The following is a 19,407-nucleotide window of genomic DNA, read 5'->3' on the forward strand; positions in this document are numbered from 1 at the left end:
GTGGTTAAGTTTTTAGGCGGTCGGGGTCTACCTATTTTCTATTTATTAACGGTAATATGATAAAGGATATTGTGCCAAAAACGACCACCATTAAAGTTTGTGCAGTCCACATGATCCAACCATATGCGTCACCAGAAGTTTTACTTACACCATATACGGACAAGGCAGCAGTGACTACAATGGGGAAAAGCCCCAGACCACCATTGGTTGCGGCCATTGCAAAAGCACCGGCTACAAATGCCACTAAGAAGGCGCCTAAGGGAAGATTGGTAGTTTCGGGAACCGTGAATTTGATTACCCAGAACATAGCTATATAGCAAACCCAAATAAAAAGTGTGTGAAGAATGAAAGCCCACTTGTTCTTCATTTTAAAAATGCTCAAAACACCCTCTAAAAGACCGTTAAGAAACGTTTTGACTTTTATTGCGAAGGTAGAAGTCGACTTTCTAATGATGCGAATAGCGATTAAAAGACCTAAAATACCTGCAAGTAAGAGGACTAACGAGCCTACTAGACCTATCCCTTTTTCTTCAAGGATTCCCAAAATCACATCGGTTTGAAAAAGTAGAGCGGTTAGGATAATCAACATGAGCATAATGACATCTATGATACGTTCTGTGACAATGGTGCCAAAACCTTTCTCAAAGGGAACGTTCTCGTATGTAGTCAATGCCGTGGCCCTTAGAAATTCCCCAGACCTAAGAACTAGTGTGTTCGCGAAATAGCTTGTAAGTATTATTAGGACATTATTGATGAGCCGTGGCTTATATCCAAGAGGATACAAGAGATAATTCCAACGAACGGCTCTTGAGATATGGCTTAGTATACCAATGAATATTGATAAAAAGACCCATGTTAAGTCTGCATTTTGGATAGATTCAAGAATCTTGACCCTGTCCGCGGCAGAGGTGGATGTGTAAGAATAAAAAACCAAGCCAGCACCAATAAGTATTGGAATGGCTACTTTAAGAATTTTTTTGAGGGACGGACTCAAAACTAATTTAGGAGATTGGTTTCTTCGTTAGGAAAAACCAAAGCGGGATTAAAGGATTTTGCCTCTTCAATATCCATTGTTGCGTAGGTTATCAATATAAGGACATCGCCAACGGCTACTTTGCGGGCAGCAGCTCCGTTAAGTGTTAGTTCTCCGGAACCTCTAGGTCCGGGTATTGCGTAAGTTTCCAATCGCTCACCATTGTTATTGTTGACAATTTGAACCTTTTCGCCCCTAATAATATTAGCGGCATCCATTAAGTCTTCATCAATGGTAATGCTGCCAATGTAATTTAAATCGGCGCCTGTAACCTTTACCCTGTGGACTTTGGATTTTACAACTTCTATTTGCATGGTGCAAAATTAATTAATTCAATTTTAGATTGTCTATTAAACGAACGTCATTTGCATAAACGGCAATGAACGCCCTATATTTTCTTCCAGCTTGTACCTTTAGTATGGGTGTCAATGTGTCCTCATCCGCAATTTGAAAATACTCTAAATCTAGCAGGATATTTTTTTCGAACTGAAGCTTGACCCATTCTGAAATACTAAGTGCACTTTCCGTGCCAAATTTTGTTTTGGCAGTCAACAGCGTTTCGTATATGAATTTAGCTTCGGTTCTTACTTTAGGGGAGAGTCTCTCATTACGTGAACTCATTGCCAATCCATGAGGTTCACGTTCTATTGGGCAACCTATAATTTCAAATGGTAAATCCTTCAATTTAACCATTTTTCTAATGATTTGGAGTTGTTGAAAATCCTTTTCTCCAAAATATGCCTTATCGGGAGCAACCGTTCTTAGTAACGTCTCTACAATAGTGCCGACTCCATCAAAATGTCCTTCCCTAAATTCACCTTCCATTACTTTGTCCAATCCATCAAATTGGTAGGTTTTCGAAACTACGTGATTTCCATAGATGTCATTTACGGAAGGTGCAAAAACAATGATTCTTTCTGAAACTTGTTTTAAAAGGGTTAAATCTTTGCCCAAGCTTCTAGGGTATTTATCCAAATCATCCTTTTTATCGAATTGGGTCGGATTTACGAATATGCTCACAACAACTAAATGATTCTGATCAAGGGCACTACGTATAAGAGAAATATGCCCTTGGTGCAATGCTCCCATTGTAGGCACCAAACCAATGGTATGTTTGGCGTCCCTCTCTTTTTTTAGGTAAGGATGAAGCTCCTTTTTGTTATGAAATACAAGCATAAAGCTGTTCGAAAACGTGCAAAAATACTATAAATACTGCTAATCAGCATAATTTTTGTACTTTTGCACCTACGTTTTTCAGATAAGAAAAAGAAAGTGTTTATGAATGGTAAAAAGATATTGTTTGTATCTTCTGAATTAGTTCCATACCTCCCAGAAAATCAAGTTTCCTTAATGTCCTATGAAACTCCTAGAATGGTCAATAGCAATGGGGGACAGATACGTATTTTTATGCCGCGGTACGGAAATATAAATGAAAGAAGACATCAATTACATGAAGTGATACGGTTATCGGGGATGAATTTGGTCATCAATGATATGGATATGCCGCTCATTATAAAAGTTGCATCCATTCCAAAGGAACGTATTCAAGTATATTTTATAGATAACGAAGAGTATTTTAAAAGAAAAGCGACGTTTACGGATGCGGAAGGGAATTTGTTTCCTGACAATGACGAGCGTGCTATTTTCTTTGCAAAGGGCGTTGTGGAAACTGTGAAAAAATTAAACTGGTCACCAGATATTATCCATGTTCACGGTTGGATGGCCTCATTATTACCTTTATACCTACGAAATTATTATGCGGACGAGCCTTTATTTGCCGATAGTAAAATCGTAACCTCTGTTTATGATAAAGGTTATGATGGTGAATTGGATGGCGGTATGAAAGGTAAAATAGCTTTTGACGGCATGGAAGAAGAAAAGATTGCTGCGCTTGCCGTTCCCGACTATAATAATTTGTTAAAGGTAGCAGTAGATTATTCCGATGCCATTATTTTAGCTTCGGAAGAAATCTCTGATGACTTGAAAAATCATATTGAAAATCTCTCCAAACCAGTGCTGCCTTATGTTTCACTTCAGGAAGCAGAAGAAGCATACACGAATTTCTATAAAACAGAAGTTTTAAATTAAGTTACATGAAATTTTCTAGGATTACAGGAGTTTCAACCTTGGTTGTAGCTCTACTAATAATGTTGACCTCTTGTGAGGAAGAGCTTGGAACTATTGGTGAGGGCGTAGTTGCAGGAGAACCTTTTACAACAGATAGTGAGGTATTTGATGTTTTTGCATATAATAAAGGTATAGCAGCGGTACAGACGAATAATTTGCCTTTATATCAATTAGGAGTATTCAATGATCCGGTTTATGGGAAAAGAACGGCGAGTATTATATCTCAGATTACGTTGCCAAGTTCAAATCCAACATTTGGTGATTCATCACAAGCCACTGAAGATAATGCTGACAATGATGATTTAGCGTCTACCATACCCGAGAATGAAGAGGTAACTAAGGTTACGTTGTATATTCCATTCCAAAGACCGCCTGAAACATTGAGGGATAGGGATGGTGATGGGGTGGAGGATGCACTTGATGCCGATGCTGATGACCCTAATTCGGATACAGATAAAGATGGTGTAAGTGACAACGATGAGCGTATTTTGGGTTCTAACCCACTAGATCCCACAGAAGATGGAACGGATGCTGATTTTGTTCCGAATACTTTCCCAACAAGATTTGATTTAGATAGTATATTCCCTCCTTTGCGCAAGGACGATAATGGGTTAATAGAAGGGTCATTTAATTTAAAAGTGTCCAGATCTACATTTTTTCTAAGGGATTTTGATCCGAATACCAATTTTGAGCAACGGCAACAATATTTTTCCAACCAGGACCTCTCAGGTTCTGTTTCCGATGTCTTTTTTGATGGTACAGTGGAATTTACTAATGAAGAAGTTTTAGTTTTTGGAGAAGATGATCCCGAAACAGAAGAGGATGAGTCCACACAGATAACTGATAGAATAGAGCCGGGAATCAGTGTTGATTTGAATACTGCTTTCTTTCAAGAGATTTTGGATAAAGAAGGACAATCGGAATTGTTGAGCCAAGCTAACTTCAATGACTTTTTTAGAGGTGTACAACTAACACCGGGCTCTGATATGGAAGAGTTACTGTTTTTACTCGATTTAAGACAGGCTACAATTACGATAACCTATAATTTCCAAGACTATAATGCCACTGATGAGGCAGTGGAAACTGTAGAACGGAATTTTGTATTGGGCTTTGTTGGAACAGGTTTTACGGGCAATGCTGTCAATACTTTGGAGAATGAAGAATTTTCAGGAGCTTTGGATAATGGTGAAAATGCATCCAGAATATTTTTAAAAGGTGGACCTGGGACGATTACAGAAATCAGATTGTTTGGAGATGATGAAGACTCTAGTGCAAGAGGTCAGGAGTTTATTAACCAGATTAAAGCTAACAATTGGATTATAAACGAGGCCAATTTGGTGTTCCATATAGACAGACTTACTTTAGATACCTCTGGCGGCGATGTTATAGAGCCGCCAAGACTGTATTTGTACAATGGTGAGACCAATCAGGCGATATATAATGCCGCTACGGAACAGAGTGATTCAGCGGAACCCTTAGGCATTTTTTTAAATTATGATGGCATATTACAAACAGAAAGTGAAAAGGGGGTTCGATATAAATTTAGAATTACCGATCATATCAACAATATAATCGTAAGGGATTCTACAAATGCAAAGCTTGCACTTACGGTAAGCTCCAATATTTTTGTTACGACTGTTACCGAAGCTATGGCTACCGGAACAGAAGATCCTGTTATTGATGTTCCCATTATGTCCACTATCAATCCATTGGGAACTGTACTCTTTGGTAGCAATGTGGACTCGGCTAACGAGGACAAAAAATTAAAATTGGAGATTTTTTACACCCAAGCCAACTAAAATATACCATTCAAAGACTTTTTTTGTTATAGAACATATAGAATTATCTATTTTATTTAATAGCTATTAGATTTGCAAATCTAAATCACTAATTAATATCATCATCTTATGTGTGGAATTGTAGGTTACATTGGTCATCGTGATGCATACCCAATCATTATGAAAGGATTGCAACGATTAGAGTACAGAGGCTATGATAGTGCAGGGATTGTACTGTTCGATGGCGAAAACACACATCTTGCCAAAACCAAAGGAAAGGTTGAGGACCTAAAGAAGAAATCGCAAGCGACAATGGATACTGTTGGAAAGTTAGGGCTTGGTCACACAAGATGGGCCACGCACGGTGTTCCAAATGATACCAATTCACATCCGCATTATTCCAATTCTGGGGATTTAGTGATCATCCATAATGGAATCATAGAAAATTATGAGTCCATTAAAAAAGCATTGATCGGAAGAGGCTATACTTTTGAATCCGATACGGATACGGAGGTACTGGTAAATCTTATTGAAGAGGTAAAGAAAAAGGAAGATGTCAAACTTGGAAAAGCAGTTCAAATTGCATTAAACCAAGTTGTTGGAGCCTACGCCATCGCTGTATTCGATAAAAACAAACCAGATGAAATCGTGGTTGCCAAACTAGGAAGCCCTTTAGCGATTGGGATTGGAGAAAATGAATACTTTATCGCTTCGGATGCCTCTCCGTTTATCGAATTTACCAACAACGCCGTTTACTTGGAAGATGAAGAAATGGCCATAGTCCGTGTGGGTAAAGAGATAAAAATGCGTAAAATTAAGGACGATGCGATAGCTTATCCCAATATCCTTGAGCTTCAATTGAACCTTGAAGAAATTGAAAAAGGAGGCTATGACCACTTCATGCTCAAAGAGATTTATGAGCAGCCTAGAGCAATTTTGGATACCTATAGAGGAAGATTGCTTGCTGACCAAGGTCTTGTCAAAATGGCAGGTATAGATCAAAATTTAGAGAAATTCCTCAATGCCAACAGAATTATCATAGTGGCTTGTGGAACTTCGTGGCATGCCGGTCTTGTTGCAGAATACATTTTTGAAGACTTGGCGAGAATTCCTGTTGAAGTGGAATACGCCTCAGAGTTTCGTTACAGAAATCCGGTCATAACTGAAAATGACGTTTTAATTGCCATCTCGCAATCTGGGGAAACGGCAGATACGCTCGCAGCAATAAAACTAGCCAAAGAGAAAGGAGCATTTGTATTCGGTGTATGTAATGTGGTTGGATCTTCCATAGCTAGGGAAACCCAAGCTGGTGCTTATACACATGCAGGACCTGAAATTGGAGTGGCGTCGACCAAAGCATTTACCACACAGATTACGGTACTTACTTTGATAGCTTTAAAATTGGCTCAAGAAAAGGGAGCTTTCTCTAAATCAAAATTCCATGAATATTTAACTGAGCTTGAAGGGATACCTGCTAAAGTGGAAAAAACATTACAGTCTAACGAAATCGTAGAGAAGATTTCAGAAATATATAAGGATTCAACCAATTGTCTTTATTTAGGGAGAGGATATAATTTCCCTGTGGCCTTGGAAGGAGCACTTAAGTTAAAGGAAATCAGTTATATTCATGCAGAAGGCTATCCTGCTGCAGAAATGAAACACGGACCTATAGCCTTGATCGATGAGCAGATGCCCGTAGTCGTTATTGCTACCAAAAAAGGGCATTATGAAAAGGTTGTCAGTAACATTCAAGAAATTAAGTCCAGAAGCGGTAAGATTATTGCAATCGTAACGGAAGGAGATAAGACCGTAAAAGAATTGGCTGACCATGTTGTCGAAGTACCGGAAACTTCGGAAAGCCTAACCCCATTGCTTACCACAATCCCGTTACAATTATTATCCTATCATATTGCGGTCATGAGAGGATGTAATGTAGATCAGCCCAGAAATTTGGCCAAATCGGTTACCGTAGAGTAACTTTTAAAAAACAACGATTACACATAAAAGCACTGATATCAGTGCTTTTTTTTGTTAAAATCTTAGAGATAACCCTTTTTTTTTGGCAAAAAAGTATTATGCATGCATAATTTTTTTCAATTTTATGCAAAGCAACTAAAAAAAAATGTATCTTCCGCCTGCAATGATTTACATTAACTTAAAACTAATTTAACTCAAATAAATAAGCCAATGAGAAGACTAATGATCATTTCCCTCATGTTTTTTGGTGCTGTCTCTTACGCACAGACCACAGTACAGGGTACAGTAGTTGACGAAAGCAATGAACCTATTCCGGGAGCAAATGTAGTATTGGTAGGAAAAGCCGAAGGTACTACTGCTGATTTTGATGGTAAATTCACATTTGAAACATCGGAACAACCACCATTTAAACTAAGATTTACAAGTATTGGCTATTCTGATTTTATTGCCGATGTAACTTCAAACAATCAAACACTAACCATTACGCTCACAGAAGCATCCACCCTTCTTGACGAAATTGTGATTTCTGCTTCTAGAACCCCGGAACGTATTTTTGAGTCACCAGTTTCGGTGGAAAGATTTGGCTTAAAGGACATACAAAATACTTCGGCAGAATCTTTTTATGGTGGATTGCAGAATCTAAAAGGGGTTGATATCAATACAAACAGTTTAACATTTCAATCTATAAATACCAGAGGTTTTGCAACATTTGCCAACAATAGGTTTTTACAATTGGTAGATGGTATGGATAACTCAGCCCCTGGACTAAACTTTGTTTTAGGAAACTTGGTCGGGATGTCGGAACTAGAGGTTCAAAGTGTTGAAATCCTACCAGGTGCTTCTTCGGCATTGTATGGAGCAGGTGCTTTTAATGGTATTCTATTTATGCAGAGTAAGAGTCCTTTCGATTTTCAGGGAATCAGTGCTTATGCCAAAACAGGGATAACTTCCCAAGAAGCGGCAGGAGATAATGCATACTACGACTTTGGAATAAGGGTTGCCCATGCGTTTAGTGATAAACTGGCAGTTAAAGCAAATCTATCCATATTAAAAGGTGAGGATTGGCATGCAGTGAATGCTACTGATATTGCTAATCCTGGTGCAGATAGGACAGACCCAAATTATGATGGGCTAAACGTTTACGGAGATGAGGTAACGACATTATTAAATTTTGACACAGCTGCAGGATTACCTGCTGGAACGGTAGGCTCTGCTAATGTTTCTAGGACAGGTTACACAGAAAGTGAATTGGTAGATTACGGTGCAGAAAGTGTCAAAACGGATTTCTCGGTTTTTTACCGTCCGTTCGCAGATGATTTCGAGATTATCTATCAAGGAAGAGTTGGTCGTGGTAATACGATTTATCAAGGGGCAAACAGATATGCAGTTCGAAATTTTATCCTTCAGCAACACAAAATAGAATTCAGAAATAAGAACTTTTTCTTAAGGGGGTACATAACTTCTGAAAACTCTGGAGATTCTTATGATACCCGTTTCGCTGCAATTAATGTAAACAATAGATGGAAGTCCAATGAAGATTGGTTTAGACAATATGCCCAAACATACATCCCTACATTTTTGGGAGGAATTCAGCAAGGAGGGTTGTCTAGGGAAGACGCTTCTGTTCAGGCACATGCAGCAGCAAGAGTAGCTGCGGATACGGGCAGGTTGATTCCGGGAACACCAGAATTCCAAAGTGCATTCAATTCGGTAATTGCTGATGGTGATTTGACAAGGGGTGCACGTTTTATTGATAACACCAAGTTTCGTCATGTAAATGGTAATTACAACTTAGCCCATTTAATCGATGATTGGGCAGATATTCAGGTAGGGGGTTCATTTAGGGAATATGAATTGAACTCTGGGGGAACAATATTCACAGATTTCGATGGCCCTATTAAGTACAATGAATTTGGAGCATATGCTCAATTGCAAAAGAAGTTTTTAGAGGAGCGGTTGAAATTTACAGGTTCCGTCCGCTATGACAAGAACGAATTCTTTGACGGATTTTTATCTCCTCGGGTTGCTTTGGGCTATACCGCTGGTGAAAAGAGAAATCATAACTTTAGGGTTTCGGCACAACAAGGCTTTAGAAATCCCACAACTCAAGATTTATTTATTGGATTAAATGCAGGGTCTGCTGTTTTAGTAGGTTCCGCACCAGCTAACTTGGACAGAGATGTGAGAACTTTTAATCTTACTGAAGATGGTCAAAATTTAACTGGGCAATCTTCAGTGCAAATTGTAGGTAGAGCTGCTTATGAGAATGCTTTTTCGGTAACTTCTGTTCTAAACGGAGCTCCTGAAGCGCTCAATTCTTCTATAATTCAGCCAGAGGAAATCACAACGTTCGAAGGAGGGTATAGAGGTCAGATAGGAAAGTTTACGATAGATTTAAGTGGCTACTATAACCGATATAAGAATTTCATTTCAACTGTCAATGTACTAGTTCCATTATATGGAACGGTTGGAGACAACAGCCTTTCGCTTTTAGCGTTGCAGAATGGAGATAGAGAAGCCTATCAAGTATACACCAACTCAGAGGCTGATATTGATTCTTGGGGAGGTTCAATCGGTGTAGATACTAAAGTGCTCGGTAATTTTGACTTGGGTGTAAATTACACATACGCCGAATTTGATTTTGATAGGGAACGGTTTCCAGATTTTGAAACTAATTTCAATACGCCGAAACATCGTGTTAAGGCCTCTTTTGGTAACACGGAACTCTTCAAGAATTTTGGTTTCAACGTAAACTACAGATGGAGCGATAGCTTTTTCTGGGAAGCCACATTTGAAGATGGTGATGTTCCAGCCTATACTGTTCTGGATGCACAAATTAATTATAACGTTCCAAGCATTAAATCTGTTTTCAAGGCTGGGGGATCAAACCTTTTGGGAGACGAATACTTTCAAGCTATTGGTACAGGTTTAGTAGGTTCGATCTATTATGTCTCTTGGACAATTAATCCATAAGTCATAACTACACAATAACCCAAAGGCACTGATTTTTTCAGTGCCTTTTTTGTTATCAAAAAAAGAGATTATAATTTTCAGTTTAAACATGTAAAAGTATATCTTTGCAGCCGGAAAAAAGGAAGTTTTTTTCTATCGTATTCAATTAAAAATAAACACAGTAATGTCTAAAGTTACAGGTAAGGTTGCACAGATTATAGGCCCCGTCATTGATGTTGAATTTGAGTCGGGAACTGAAATCCCAAAAATTTATGATTCTCTTGAAATCGATAATGCCGATGGCTCCAAGTTGGTGTTGGAAGTTCAATCCCACATAGGTGAAAACACGGTTCGTACCATTTCTATGGATTCTACGGATGGTTTAAGCAGAGGTGTTGAAGCCCATGCCACTGGAAGTGCAATTCAGATGCCAATAGGGGAGGATGTTTATGGACGTCTTTTTAATGTGATTGGAGATGCTATCGATGGAATGGAAAACTTACCTAAATCTGGCGATAATGGACTTCCAATTCACAGAGAGGCTCCTAAGTTTGAAGATTTGTCAACTTCTACCGAAGTACTTTTTACAGGAATCAAAGTAATCGATTTGATCGAGCCCTACGCAAAAGGAGGTAAGATTGGATTGTTTGGTGGCGCCGGTGTTGGTAAAACCGTATTGATTCAGGAATTGATCAACAATATTGCAAAAGGACACGGTGGCCTATCCGTATTTGCCGGTGTTGGTGAAAGAACACGTGAAGGAAACGATTTGCTTCGCGAGATGTTGGAATCTGGTATTATTAAATATGGAGATGACTTTTTGCACTCCATGGAAGAAGGCGGATGGGATTTATCCAAAGTGGATAAAAACGCGATGAAAGAATCTAAAGCTACTTTCGTTTTTGGACAGATGAACGAACCTCCTGGAGCACGTGCCCGTGTTGCACTTTCTGGATTAACCATTGCCGAATACTTCCGTGATGGTGCTGGTGATGGTCAAGGAAAAGATGTACTTTTCTTTGTCGATAATATCTTCCGTTTTACCCAAGCTGGTTCTGAGGTTTCCGCACTATTGGGAAGGATGCCTTCCGCTGTGGGTTACCAACCAACTTTGGCAACAGAGATGGGCGCCATGCAGGAAAGAATTACATCAACAAAAAGAGGTTCCATCACATCGGTACAGGCGGTATACGTACCTGCGGATGATTTAACGGATCCAGCTCCCGCAACAACATTTGCTCACTTGGATGCTACAACGGTACTTTCACGTAAAATTGCTGAGCTTGGTATTTATCCAGCTGTGGATCCATTGGATTCGACTTCAAGGATTCTTACACCAGAAATTTTAGGAAAGGAGCACTATGCATGTGCGCAACGTGTAAAAGAGTTGTTGCAACGGTATAAAGAACTACAGGATATTATTGCTATCCTTGGTATGGAAGAACTTTCTGAAGAGGATAAACTGGCAGTAGGTAGAGCAAGAAGGGTACAACGTTTCTTGTCCCAACCTTTCCATGTAGCGGAGCAGTTTACGGGTATTCCTGGAGTACTGGTTGATATTAAGGATACGATCAAAGGCTTCAATATGATTATGGATGGTGAATTGGACCACCTGCCAGAATCGGCCTTTAACCTTAAGGGAAGTATTCAAGATGCTATTGAAGCAGGAGAGAAAATGTTAGCTGAAGCATAACACTTAGTATCTAGTAGTTAGTATAAAGTAATTAGAACTTCTCAATACTAGCTACTTAATGCTAACTACTAACTACTTAATACTAGAGTCATGTATTTAGAAATTGTATCACCAGAAGCTACTTTGTTTGCAGGAGAGGTAACATCGGTTACCGTACCGGGGGTAAATGGAGAATTTCAAATGTTGGAAAATCACGCACCAATTGTTTCTTTATTGCAAGAAGGTAATGTAAAAGTCCAAGGAGATATCACAATCGATGAGGACTTTCAAAACAAATTTTCCAAAGGTGCAAATGGAGAAACTGTTCTTGCTATCTCTAGTGGTACTATTGAGATGAAAGAAAATAAAGTGATTGTTTTAGCGGATTAGGCTATTCATACTTAATAACAATAAAAGAAGCCGCTAATTAAGCGGCTTCTTTTATTTTAGTACAATAAGTGACCATTCTTTAGTGGTGGTTTTATATCGCTTTAATTCTGTGAATCCTATCGCCTTATGTGCATGTAAGGAACGCTGGTTGCTTGCATCTACTTCAGTTATAATACAATCAAGGTCTTTGGGCAGTGTACGTTTCATTTTTGAGTAGAGTCCTTTAAAAATTCCTTGTCTTCGATATGGTTTAGCAATACATATTTGTCCCATGACCATGTATTTGGTTTTTATTTCTATGGTTTTGGAAATTTCTTTGAACATGGGTTTTAAAATATTGATGGTATTGGCAAACTTAGGATGCATACAAAGCGCGTATCCAATGACAATATCATTTTCGATGGCAATGATGTGACCATGTTCATCGTTCATTTCCTTTAGAATTTCCAAGGAATGTTGCACGGTCACAAATCCTTCGCTATCAATTTCTTTATGCGTGAGATTTTTCGGTAGATTTTGTTGTTGTAACAGAAGAATTTGTTCAAGTTCGGTATCTGTAGATGCCTGTTTGTAGGTAACCATACCTCATATATTTCAATAAAGATAGTACTTTTGAAATATGGTAAATCTTCCAAATAAGTTGGAACAAAAGCTTGAAAAAAGAAAGCTGGACAATGCTTTACGGGTTTTGCCGGAAGCACAACGATTGATAGATTTCTCTTCCAATGATTATTTAGGATTTGCAAAGAAAAAAGAGTTTGCAAGACAAGCATCAAGCCTGTTGGAGGACATGGATTTACTTGAAAATGGAGCCTCAGGTTCTCGATTACTTACAGGAAATCATGAATTGTACAAAAAGCTGGAAGACTTCTTGGCTTTTTATCATAAATCAGCCTCTGCTCTGGTCTTTAATTCGGGATACGATGCAAACATTGGTTTTTTTGAAGCTGTTCCCCAAAAAGGAGATTTTATATTTTATGATGAGTTGGTGCACGCAAGCATAAGGGATGGTATTAAAATGAGCAATGCCAAAGCATATAAGTTTAAGCATAATGCTATAGGAGATTTGACGGAGGGCATTGAGCGGAGCCGAAATGCTCTTGATATGAACGGGGAGGTATATGTGGTCACCGAATCGGTTTTCTCCATGGACGGCGGTTCTCCTAATTTAAAAGCATTGTCAGATTTTTGTACGGCGCATGGTTACTATTTGGTTGTTGATGAAGCGCATGCTACTGGTATTTTTGGAGAAGGAAAAGACTTGGTTTGTCAATTGAGTATTGAAGAGCAGGTTTTTGCACGAATTATCACTTTTGGAAAAGCATTGGGGAATCATGGCGCAGCTGTTCTTGGAAGTGATGCTTTAAAAACATATCTGGTTAACTTTGCCAGAAGCCTTATTTATACAACAGCCCTTTCTCCGCATGCATTAGCCTCTGTTTTGATGGCATATCACTATTTGGAAGAGGAAGGTGAAAAGGAACGATTAAAACTCCAAGAGAACATTGGGTTTTTTAAAAATCAAACCAAACTTTTGGAGGTATCGGATAGTTTTATAGAAAGCAACTCCGCAATTCACTGTATAATCGTTCCGGGGAATGAAAAAGTAAAATATATGTCAAATGAGCTTCAAGCGGAAGGCTTCAATGTGAGACCTATTCTTTCGCCGACTGTAAAGGCCGGAAAGGAAAGACTCCGTTTTTGCTTACATTCCTATAATACAACACAAGAAATATCAAAAGTTTTATCAACCACAAGAAACCTCATAAAATAATGGAACAGGAATTTTTCACCTTGGGCAGTTTTGAGTTTCCCGCAGATGTTCAGATTATAAAAGGAAAATTGGAATCAGAAGGTATACAGGTATTTTTAAAGGATGAAAATACCATAAATTCAGACCCATTGATCAGTGGAGCCATTGGTGGCGTAAAACTATTGGTATATTCTGCCGATAAGGATATCGCGCAGAGAATATATGATGAGGTACGTAACTATGCTACTGACAAAGATGGTAAACCTATCGTTTGCCCCAATTGTAGTGCTACCAAGTCTGAGATTTATTATTTAAGAAACAGCATATTTTATAAACTCTTTCCCTTTTTTGAGCCTAGAAAGTATAAATGTGCACAATGTAACTTTATTACCAAACCGTAATGACAAAATTCTTTATTACAGGTTCATCAACAGATGTTGGTAAGACCATAGCATCTGCAATAGTTGTAGAAGCCCTTGAAGCTGATTATTGGAAACCCGTACAAGCGGGCGACTTGGAATATTCAGATAGCCATAAGGTCAAAGAATTGATTTCAAACACCAATACCACAATCCATAAAAACAGCTATGCGCTCAATACTCCTATGAGTCCACATGGCGCAGCAGAAATTGATGGAATAACTATTGATCTGAAGACAATTGTTCCGCCTGAGACAGAAAATAATTTGGTGATAGAAGGTGCAGGAGGGCTATTGGTCCCGCTGAACGATACGGACACTATTTTTGATTTGATACAACCAGACCATAAGGTCATTGTAGTGTCTAGACATTATCTGGGCAGTATAAACCATACGCTGCTCACGATTGAAAAATTACAGGAACGGAATTTAAAAATCGGAATCATTTTTAGTGGAAATGAACATCCAACCACTGAAAGTATAATCTTAAAGAAAACGGGGGTCTCTTTTATTGGAAGAATCAATGAGGAGAAAGGTTTTGATAAAGAAATTGTAATGAAATATGCATCTCAGTTTAGAAAGGCCTTATTGTCATTCTAGTCTTTGGTATAGTAAGCCTCTATCGATTGTTTTGATCAAGCGATAATGTTCGAGTAAATAATCATCTATATACGTATTAAAATCGATCATTTTTTTATCAAAAATCTTTTTTCCTTTACGTGCGACTATAATCTTGGGTTGCACAACATCCAAAATATATTGTAATTCCTGCATACCGGTTTTTCTTGGATTTTTCATGTAAGGAAATAGTTCTTCTCGACCTATACTGCTTGGGTGTGTTGCCGCTTTTGTAGGCGGGTCTTCCCCCAACACCCAATATCCTATATGGTATTCTGTAAAAAATATATTTTCAGTTTCAAGGTTGTTCGTTTCAATATATCTGGTCACATCAATTCCCTCCCCATTATAAAAAGTGCCTTTTTCCAATTTGTTGGAAATGATATTGGCATACTCTAAATACGATTCAATAGGAATTAAAAAAAGAAGCAAAATAGCACCGCCCAAAAACTTTTTAGGTATTGCCGGGAACGTATCAACTGCGATACCAATCGGAATTAAGATGAATGGAAACAATTGAATTAAATAATGTCCATTAGCTTTTCCCGCTTGAATAAATGAGAGAAGAACGCCCAATATAATGACAACAACAATCTGTACGTGCCGTGATTTATAATTAATGATTTTGAATGCGTGTCCTGCGAATAATAGCATGAGTATGACAAGGACAAAAGGCAACGGCTTTAAAACAGAATGATGTTTTGAACTTGAGTAAGCCAAAGGTGCTTCGAAAACAGATTGCCACCATGTGCTCGTTTCCCCTTCTAAATAATAGGGTATAGCTGTAAGAAGAACAAGAGTTACAAAACCTAATCCCATTACGAACAGTTGCTTAAACTCATGTAAAATCCGCTTTTCTTGAATGGCTTTCCAACTTAAATAGAGTCCTAGGATAAGCAATGGATATGCCATATTTAATTTGGACATAACAGAAATACCAAAAAGGAATCCAGCTATAAAAAACCATCTTAGAGAGTGTTTGGTCAGCAATACATAAACTCCAATGACAAAGAACATTGTACAGATATGTTCTGACATTACTCCTTGTAAACTGCCAAAAAGGCTTAGTAAAAAAACACTGAAAATGGCACACCAAAAACTAACTTTTTTAGACATGGATTTGGAAGCAATGCCATAAATAAAAAGTGCTGTAATCGCCACTAGAAAAGTTCCAAACAAGCGTATGGCAAAAAAGCTTTTACCAAATGTATAGATCACAATTGCAAAAGACAAAAAAGTGATAGGCGGCTTTAGGTCCCAGAGATGGGTATAGGGCAAATGACCGTCTACCCACGATTGTGCCATTATGATAAATGTGCTTTCATCACGGTCTATGTAATCTCTAAAAAAGAAAGGAAACCGAATAAAAAAAGCTACAGAAAAAACTATCAAAAAAACGGTCTTCCAATTAAGTTTTTTATAATTGGGAGTGAGAAATCGAATAGCTTTATTTAGCACTTTTGGGATTGATTTTTTTGTGTTTTAATTACGATCTTTGCAAGATAGATAAATTGAAGCTTTTGATTAATACTGCTGCATTGGAAAAATTATCTGATAGGGACAAAAAACACCTCTGGCACCCGTTGACCCAACATAAGATTCATTCGGAAATGCTGGCTATCACAAAGGCAAAAGGGGCAATCTTGATTGATGAAGCGGGAAAAGAGTACGTTGATGGCATATCTTCTTGGTATACCAGTATGTACGGACATTGTCATCCCTATATCTTAGAAAAAGTGGGAGTGCAAATGCAGCGCTTGGACCAGGTTGTCTTTAGTGGTTTTACGCATGAACCTGCTGTAAAATTATCTGAAGAACTCATTAAAATCCTTCCAGAGAACCAAGAAAAACTTTTCTTTTCGGATAATGGGTCTACTGCCACGGAGATAGGGATTAAAATGGCTTTGCAGTATCACTTTAATCGTGGAGAAAAACGCAATGTACTTTTAGCATTCGAAGAGGCTTTTCACGGAGATACTTTTGGTGCCATGTCAGTTTCTGGTCTATCCGTTTACAATGGTCCTTTTGAAGATTTTTTTATTGAAGTGGAGCGAGTTCCAGTACCTACCACAGACAATATAGAAGCCATTCTTGCACAATTACAAGTTAGATTGGAGCAAGGTGGCATCGCTGGGTTTATTTACGAACCTTTGGTACAAGGTGCGGCGGCCATGAAAATGCACGACGCTGTTGGTCTTGATAGAATGCTATCACTTTTAAAAGAATACGATGTCCTCACTATAGCTGATGAGGTAATGACAGGGTTTGGGAAAACCGGAAAGTTTTTTGCTTCTGACCATCTGGAAACTAAACCTGATATCATGTGCCTCTCAAAAGCATTGACGGCAGGATTAGTGCCCATGGGGCTCACAACATGTACGCAACAAGTGTATCAAGCGTTTTATAGTGATGATATTGCGAAGGGCTTGTTTCACGGACATACCTACACGGGCAATCCATTGGCCTGTGCCGCTGCGCTATCAGCTTTGGAATTGCTTCAGACCGAAGAAATCCAAGAGAATATTAAAAATATTATCTCATGGCACAAACAGTTTGATATATCCATTAAAAACCATCCAAAAGTAGCTTCAACCCGTCAATTGGGAGTAATATATGCACTGGATTTGAATGTGAAAATGGAACGCTATGGCAATTTAAGGGACAAACTGTTCAAGCACTTTATGGATAATGGGGTGTTTTTGCGCCCGCTAGGAAATACCATATACATTTTAGCACCTTACATTACCACCAAAACAGAAATGGAACGTATTTACGGAGCTATTAAATCGGCACTGGAACTGGTGTAGGAAAACATGTTGAAAGAACCTATCTCGATTACCGCAATAGCCTCAATCTCATCATTGGGGAACTCTTTGGAAGAAGTCTGGAATTCTTACAACGATTCCAATCATAGACTTTCCGCAATTGAAATTGGAGCACAAAGAGTTTGGGCCGCTACATTACCTGAGACCTTAACGTTGGAAATAGAACATCTGAGACAATCAGATGCTAAGTACAAGAATTTAGACGATTCGGTTCTTTTTGCTATCCATGCTTCTAGAAAAGCAATTGAACATGCAGGCTGGAGTGGTAAAATGGATTTTGGAATCAATATTGGTTCATCCAGAGGGGCAACAGCGCTTTTTGAAAAATATCATGCAGATTTTTTACGGGAAGGAAAATCGTCGACCTTATCATCACCTACAACAACCTTGGGGAATATCTCATCTTGGGTAGCGCACGATCTAAAATCCAAAGGACCGGATATCTCCCACTCCATTACCTGTTCAACGGCTTTGCATTCCTTGTTGAATGGTATTGCTTGGATTCAGTCAGGAATGTCCAATACTTTTTTGGTAGGGGGCAGCGAGGCGCCATTGACTCCTTTTACGATTGCCCAGATGCAAGCTTTAAAGATTTATGCCCCCTTTGACTCTTCTCAGGGAACAAACTTGGTGACTGAGCGTAGCCGAAGTCACCGAATAAATCTCTCGGAAGCTGAGCGAAGTCGAAGCTACCCTTGCCAAGCCTTAAACTTCAATAAGAAAAAAAACTCCATGGTCCTTGGGGAAGGAGCGGCAATGGCTTGTTTGGAAGGGGGAAAACATTCAAATGCATTGGCTTTGATTCAAGGTGTAGGTTATGCTACTGAGCCTTTAAAGCATAACGTATCTATCTCTGCGGATGCACAATGTTTTCAGGAGTCCATGAAAATGGCTCTCAGCAGTTTATCTCCAGAAGACGTGGATGTGATTGTGATGCATTCCCCGGGAACTGTGAAAGGAGATTTATCCGAGCTAAAGGCCATTGAAAAAGTTTTTTGTAACAAATTACCTTATTTGACTACTAATAAGTGGAAAGTGGGACACACTTTTGGAGCCTCCGGAATGTTGAGTGTAGAAATGGCTATTTTGATGCTTCAATATCAAAAACACATTCAACCTCCATTATATCAGCAAGAAGTAAAAAAAGAATCCATACAAAAGATAATGGTCAATGCCGTAGGGTTCGGTGGGAACGCAGTTTCCGTTTTACTTTCTGTATAAGACCTGTAAAAATTTACGGTAAAGTCTTATCTTGACCAAAACATCAACTTAATACTTTTAACTATGGAAAACTGGTTTGCCGCGTTGACTTTATTTGAAAAAATCTATTGGATCATTGCCATTACAGGTTCTGTTGTTTTGGTGATTTTTGTTATCATGACATTCATCGGTGGAGAAGTAGATGACCTTAGTGGTGATGTTGATGCTGATATCGATGCAGACGGCGGAATATCTTTTCAATTTCTTTCCATTAAAAACCTTATGGGATTTTTCACCATTTTTGGATGGTCCGGAATTGCCTGTATCGATGGTGGGTTGTCCAAAGGTGTAACCGTGGTCATATCCATCTTTTTTGGATTGTTGATGATGTTTCTTATGGCATCTTTATTTTATTATTTGAGCAAGATGCAAAGTAGCGGAACGTTAAAACTCAAAAATGCCTTAAACCAAATCGGGGAGGTGTATTTGACCGTTGGGGCGAACAGGTCCAAAATAGGTAAAGTGAGTATCAATGTACAGGGAACCTTGCGTGAACTGGAAGCATTGACCGATGAGGATACTGACCTTGTCCAAAGTAATGTGGTCAAGGTAAAAGAGATTACCGCGAACGGAATATTGATTGTTGAACTTTTAAATAAATAAC

At 38.6% G+C, this 19,407-nt stretch carries 17 protein-coding genes; 12 read left to right on the plus strand and 5 right to left on the minus strand.

Going from position 1 to position 19,407, the window contains the following annotated elements:
• Window positions 1-31: 31 nt before the first annotated feature.
• From LV716_RS09340 to panC, 3 genes are read right to left on the minus strand one after another with little or no spacing between them, the layout of a single operon-like run.
• Complete coding sequence (locus LV716_RS09340; protein ID WP_163417474.1) at window positions 32-994, minus strand: lysylphosphatidylglycerol synthase transmembrane domain-containing protein; 963 nt, start codon at window positions 992-994, stop codon at window positions 32-34.
• 2 nt (window positions 995-996) lie between these two features.
• The gene (gene panD, locus LV716_RS09345; RefSeq protein WP_163417475.1) at window positions 997-1,347 is read right to left on the minus strand and encodes an aspartate 1-decarboxylase; all 351 of its coding nucleotides are present in this window, start codon (window positions 1,345-1,347) and stop codon (window positions 997-999) included.
• Window positions 1,348-1,360: 13 nt separating this feature from the next.
• Window positions 1,361-2,209 carry a pantoate--beta-alanine ligase gene (gene panC, locus LV716_RS09350; RefSeq protein ID WP_163417476.1) on the minus strand — a complete coding sequence of 283 codons (849 nt, stop codon included), beginning with the start codon at window positions 2,207-2,209 and terminating at the stop codon, window positions 1,361-1,363.
• Window positions 2,210-2,311: 102 nt separating this feature from the next.
• Here panC and LV716_RS09355 point away from each other — a divergent pair, with 102 nt between their 5' ends.
• The 6 genes from LV716_RS09355 (at window position 2,312) to LV716_RS09380 (ending at window position 11,929) form a co-directional block, all read left to right on the plus strand.
• Entirely contained in the window at window positions 2,312-3,121 is an 810-nt protein-coding gene (locus LV716_RS09355) for a glycogen/starch synthase (RefSeq protein ID WP_163417477.1), read from the plus strand.
• Window positions 3,122-3,126: 5 nt separating this feature from the next.
• Window positions 3,127-4,959 carry a DUF4270 domain-containing protein gene (locus LV716_RS09360; RefSeq protein ID WP_163417478.1) on the plus strand — a complete coding sequence of 611 codons (1,833 nt, stop codon included), beginning with the start codon at window positions 3,127-3,129 and terminating at the stop codon, window positions 4,957-4,959.
• Window positions 4,960-5,067: 108 nt separating this feature from the next.
• Window positions 5,068-6,915, plus strand: a complete 1,848-nt coding sequence (glmS, locus tag LV716_RS09365) for a glutamine--fructose-6-phosphate transaminase (isomerizing) (RefSeq protein WP_163417479.1) — start codon at window positions 5,068-5,070, stop codon at window positions 6,913-6,915.
• A gap of 210 nt (window positions 6,916-7,125) precedes the next feature.
• The gene (locus tag LV716_RS09370) at window positions 7,126-9,888 is read left to right on the plus strand and encodes a TonB-dependent receptor domain-containing protein (RefSeq protein ID WP_163417480.1); all 2,763 of its coding nucleotides are present in this window, start codon (window positions 7,126-7,128) and stop codon (window positions 9,886-9,888) included.
• A gap of 163 nt (window positions 9,889-10,051) precedes the next feature.
• Window positions 10,052-11,560, plus strand: a complete 1,509-nt coding sequence (gene atpD, locus LV716_RS09375) for a F0F1 ATP synthase subunit beta (protein WP_163417481.1) — start codon at window positions 10,052-10,054, stop codon at window positions 11,558-11,560.
• Between the two features lie 90 nt (window positions 11,561-11,650).
• Window positions 11,651-11,929 (plus strand): F0F1 ATP synthase subunit epsilon, encoded by a 279-nt coding sequence (locus tag LV716_RS09380; protein ID WP_163417482.1) that lies wholly within the window; start codon window positions 11,651-11,653, stop codon window positions 11,927-11,929.
• A 51-nt stretch (window positions 11,930-11,980) separates the two neighbouring features.
• Here LV716_RS09380 and LV716_RS09385 read toward each other — a convergent pair whose 3' ends face one another.
• Window positions 11,981-12,511: a GNAT family N-acetyltransferase gene (locus LV716_RS09385; protein ID WP_163417483.1), complete on the minus strand. Its 531-nt coding sequence runs from the start codon at window positions 12,509-12,511 to the stop codon at window positions 11,981-11,983.
• A gap of 58 nt (window positions 12,512-12,569) precedes the next feature.
• Here LV716_RS09385 and LV716_RS09390 point away from each other — a divergent pair, with 58 nt between their 5' ends.
• The 3 genes from LV716_RS09390 to bioD are packed head-to-tail and all read left to right on the plus strand — an operon-like array spanning window position 12,570 to window position 14,700.
• Window positions 12,570-13,703 carry an aminotransferase class I/II-fold pyridoxal phosphate-dependent enzyme gene (locus LV716_RS09390; protein WP_317167638.1) on the plus strand — a complete coding sequence of 378 codons (1,134 nt, stop codon included), beginning with the start codon at window positions 12,570-12,572 and terminating at the stop codon, window positions 13,701-13,703.
• The gene (locus LV716_RS09395; protein ID WP_163417485.1) at window positions 13,703-14,083 is read left to right on the plus strand and encodes a DUF2007 domain-containing protein; all 381 of its coding nucleotides are present in this window, start codon (window positions 13,703-13,705) and stop codon (window positions 14,081-14,083) included. The genes LV716_RS09390 and LV716_RS09395 overlap by 1 nt, the downstream gene beginning before the upstream one ends.
• Window positions 14,083-14,700 carry a dethiobiotin synthase gene (gene bioD / locus LV716_RS09400; protein WP_163417486.1) on the plus strand — a complete coding sequence of 206 codons (618 nt, stop codon included), beginning with the start codon at window positions 14,083-14,085 and terminating at the stop codon, window positions 14,698-14,700. Before LV716_RS09395 ends, bioD begins: the two co-directional genes overlap by 1 nt.
• Here the strand turns inward: bioD and LV716_RS09405 are convergent.
• A complete protein-coding gene (locus LV716_RS09405; protein WP_163417487.1) occupies window positions 14,692-16,176 on the minus strand; it encodes a glycosyltransferase family 39 protein in 1,485 nt (494 codons plus the stop codon). The genes bioD and LV716_RS09405 overlap by 9 nt on opposite strands.
• Before the next feature lie 62 nt (window positions 16,177-16,238).
• On the opposite strand from LV716_RS09405, the gene bioA reads away from it, so the two are divergent.
• The 3 genes from bioA (at window position 16,239) to LV716_RS09420 (ending at window position 19,406) form a co-directional block, all read left to right on the plus strand.
• Window positions 16,239-17,525 carry an adenosylmethionine--8-amino-7-oxononanoate transaminase gene (bioA, locus tag LV716_RS09410; protein WP_370637374.1) on the plus strand — a complete coding sequence of 429 codons (1,287 nt, stop codon included), beginning with the start codon at window positions 16,239-16,241 and terminating at the stop codon, window positions 17,523-17,525.
• Window positions 17,526-17,531: 6 nt separating this feature from the next.
• A complete protein-coding gene (locus LV716_RS09415; protein ID WP_163417488.1) occupies window positions 17,532-18,764 on the plus strand; it encodes a beta-ketoacyl synthase N-terminal-like domain-containing protein in 1,233 nt (410 codons plus the stop codon).
• A gap of 63 nt (window positions 18,765-18,827) precedes the next feature.
• On the plus strand, window positions 18,828-19,406 hold the full coding sequence (locus LV716_RS09420) for a hypothetical protein (RefSeq protein WP_163417489.1): 579 nt from the start codon (window positions 18,828-18,830) through the stop codon (window positions 19,404-19,406).
• Window position 19,407 lies beyond the last annotated feature (1 nt).

It is taken from the genome of Flagellimonas sp. HMM57 (assembly GCF_021390175.1).
In the GTDB taxonomy this organism is placed as follows: domain Bacteria; phylum Bacteroidota; class Bacteroidia; order Flavobacteriales; family Flavobacteriaceae; genus Flagellimonas.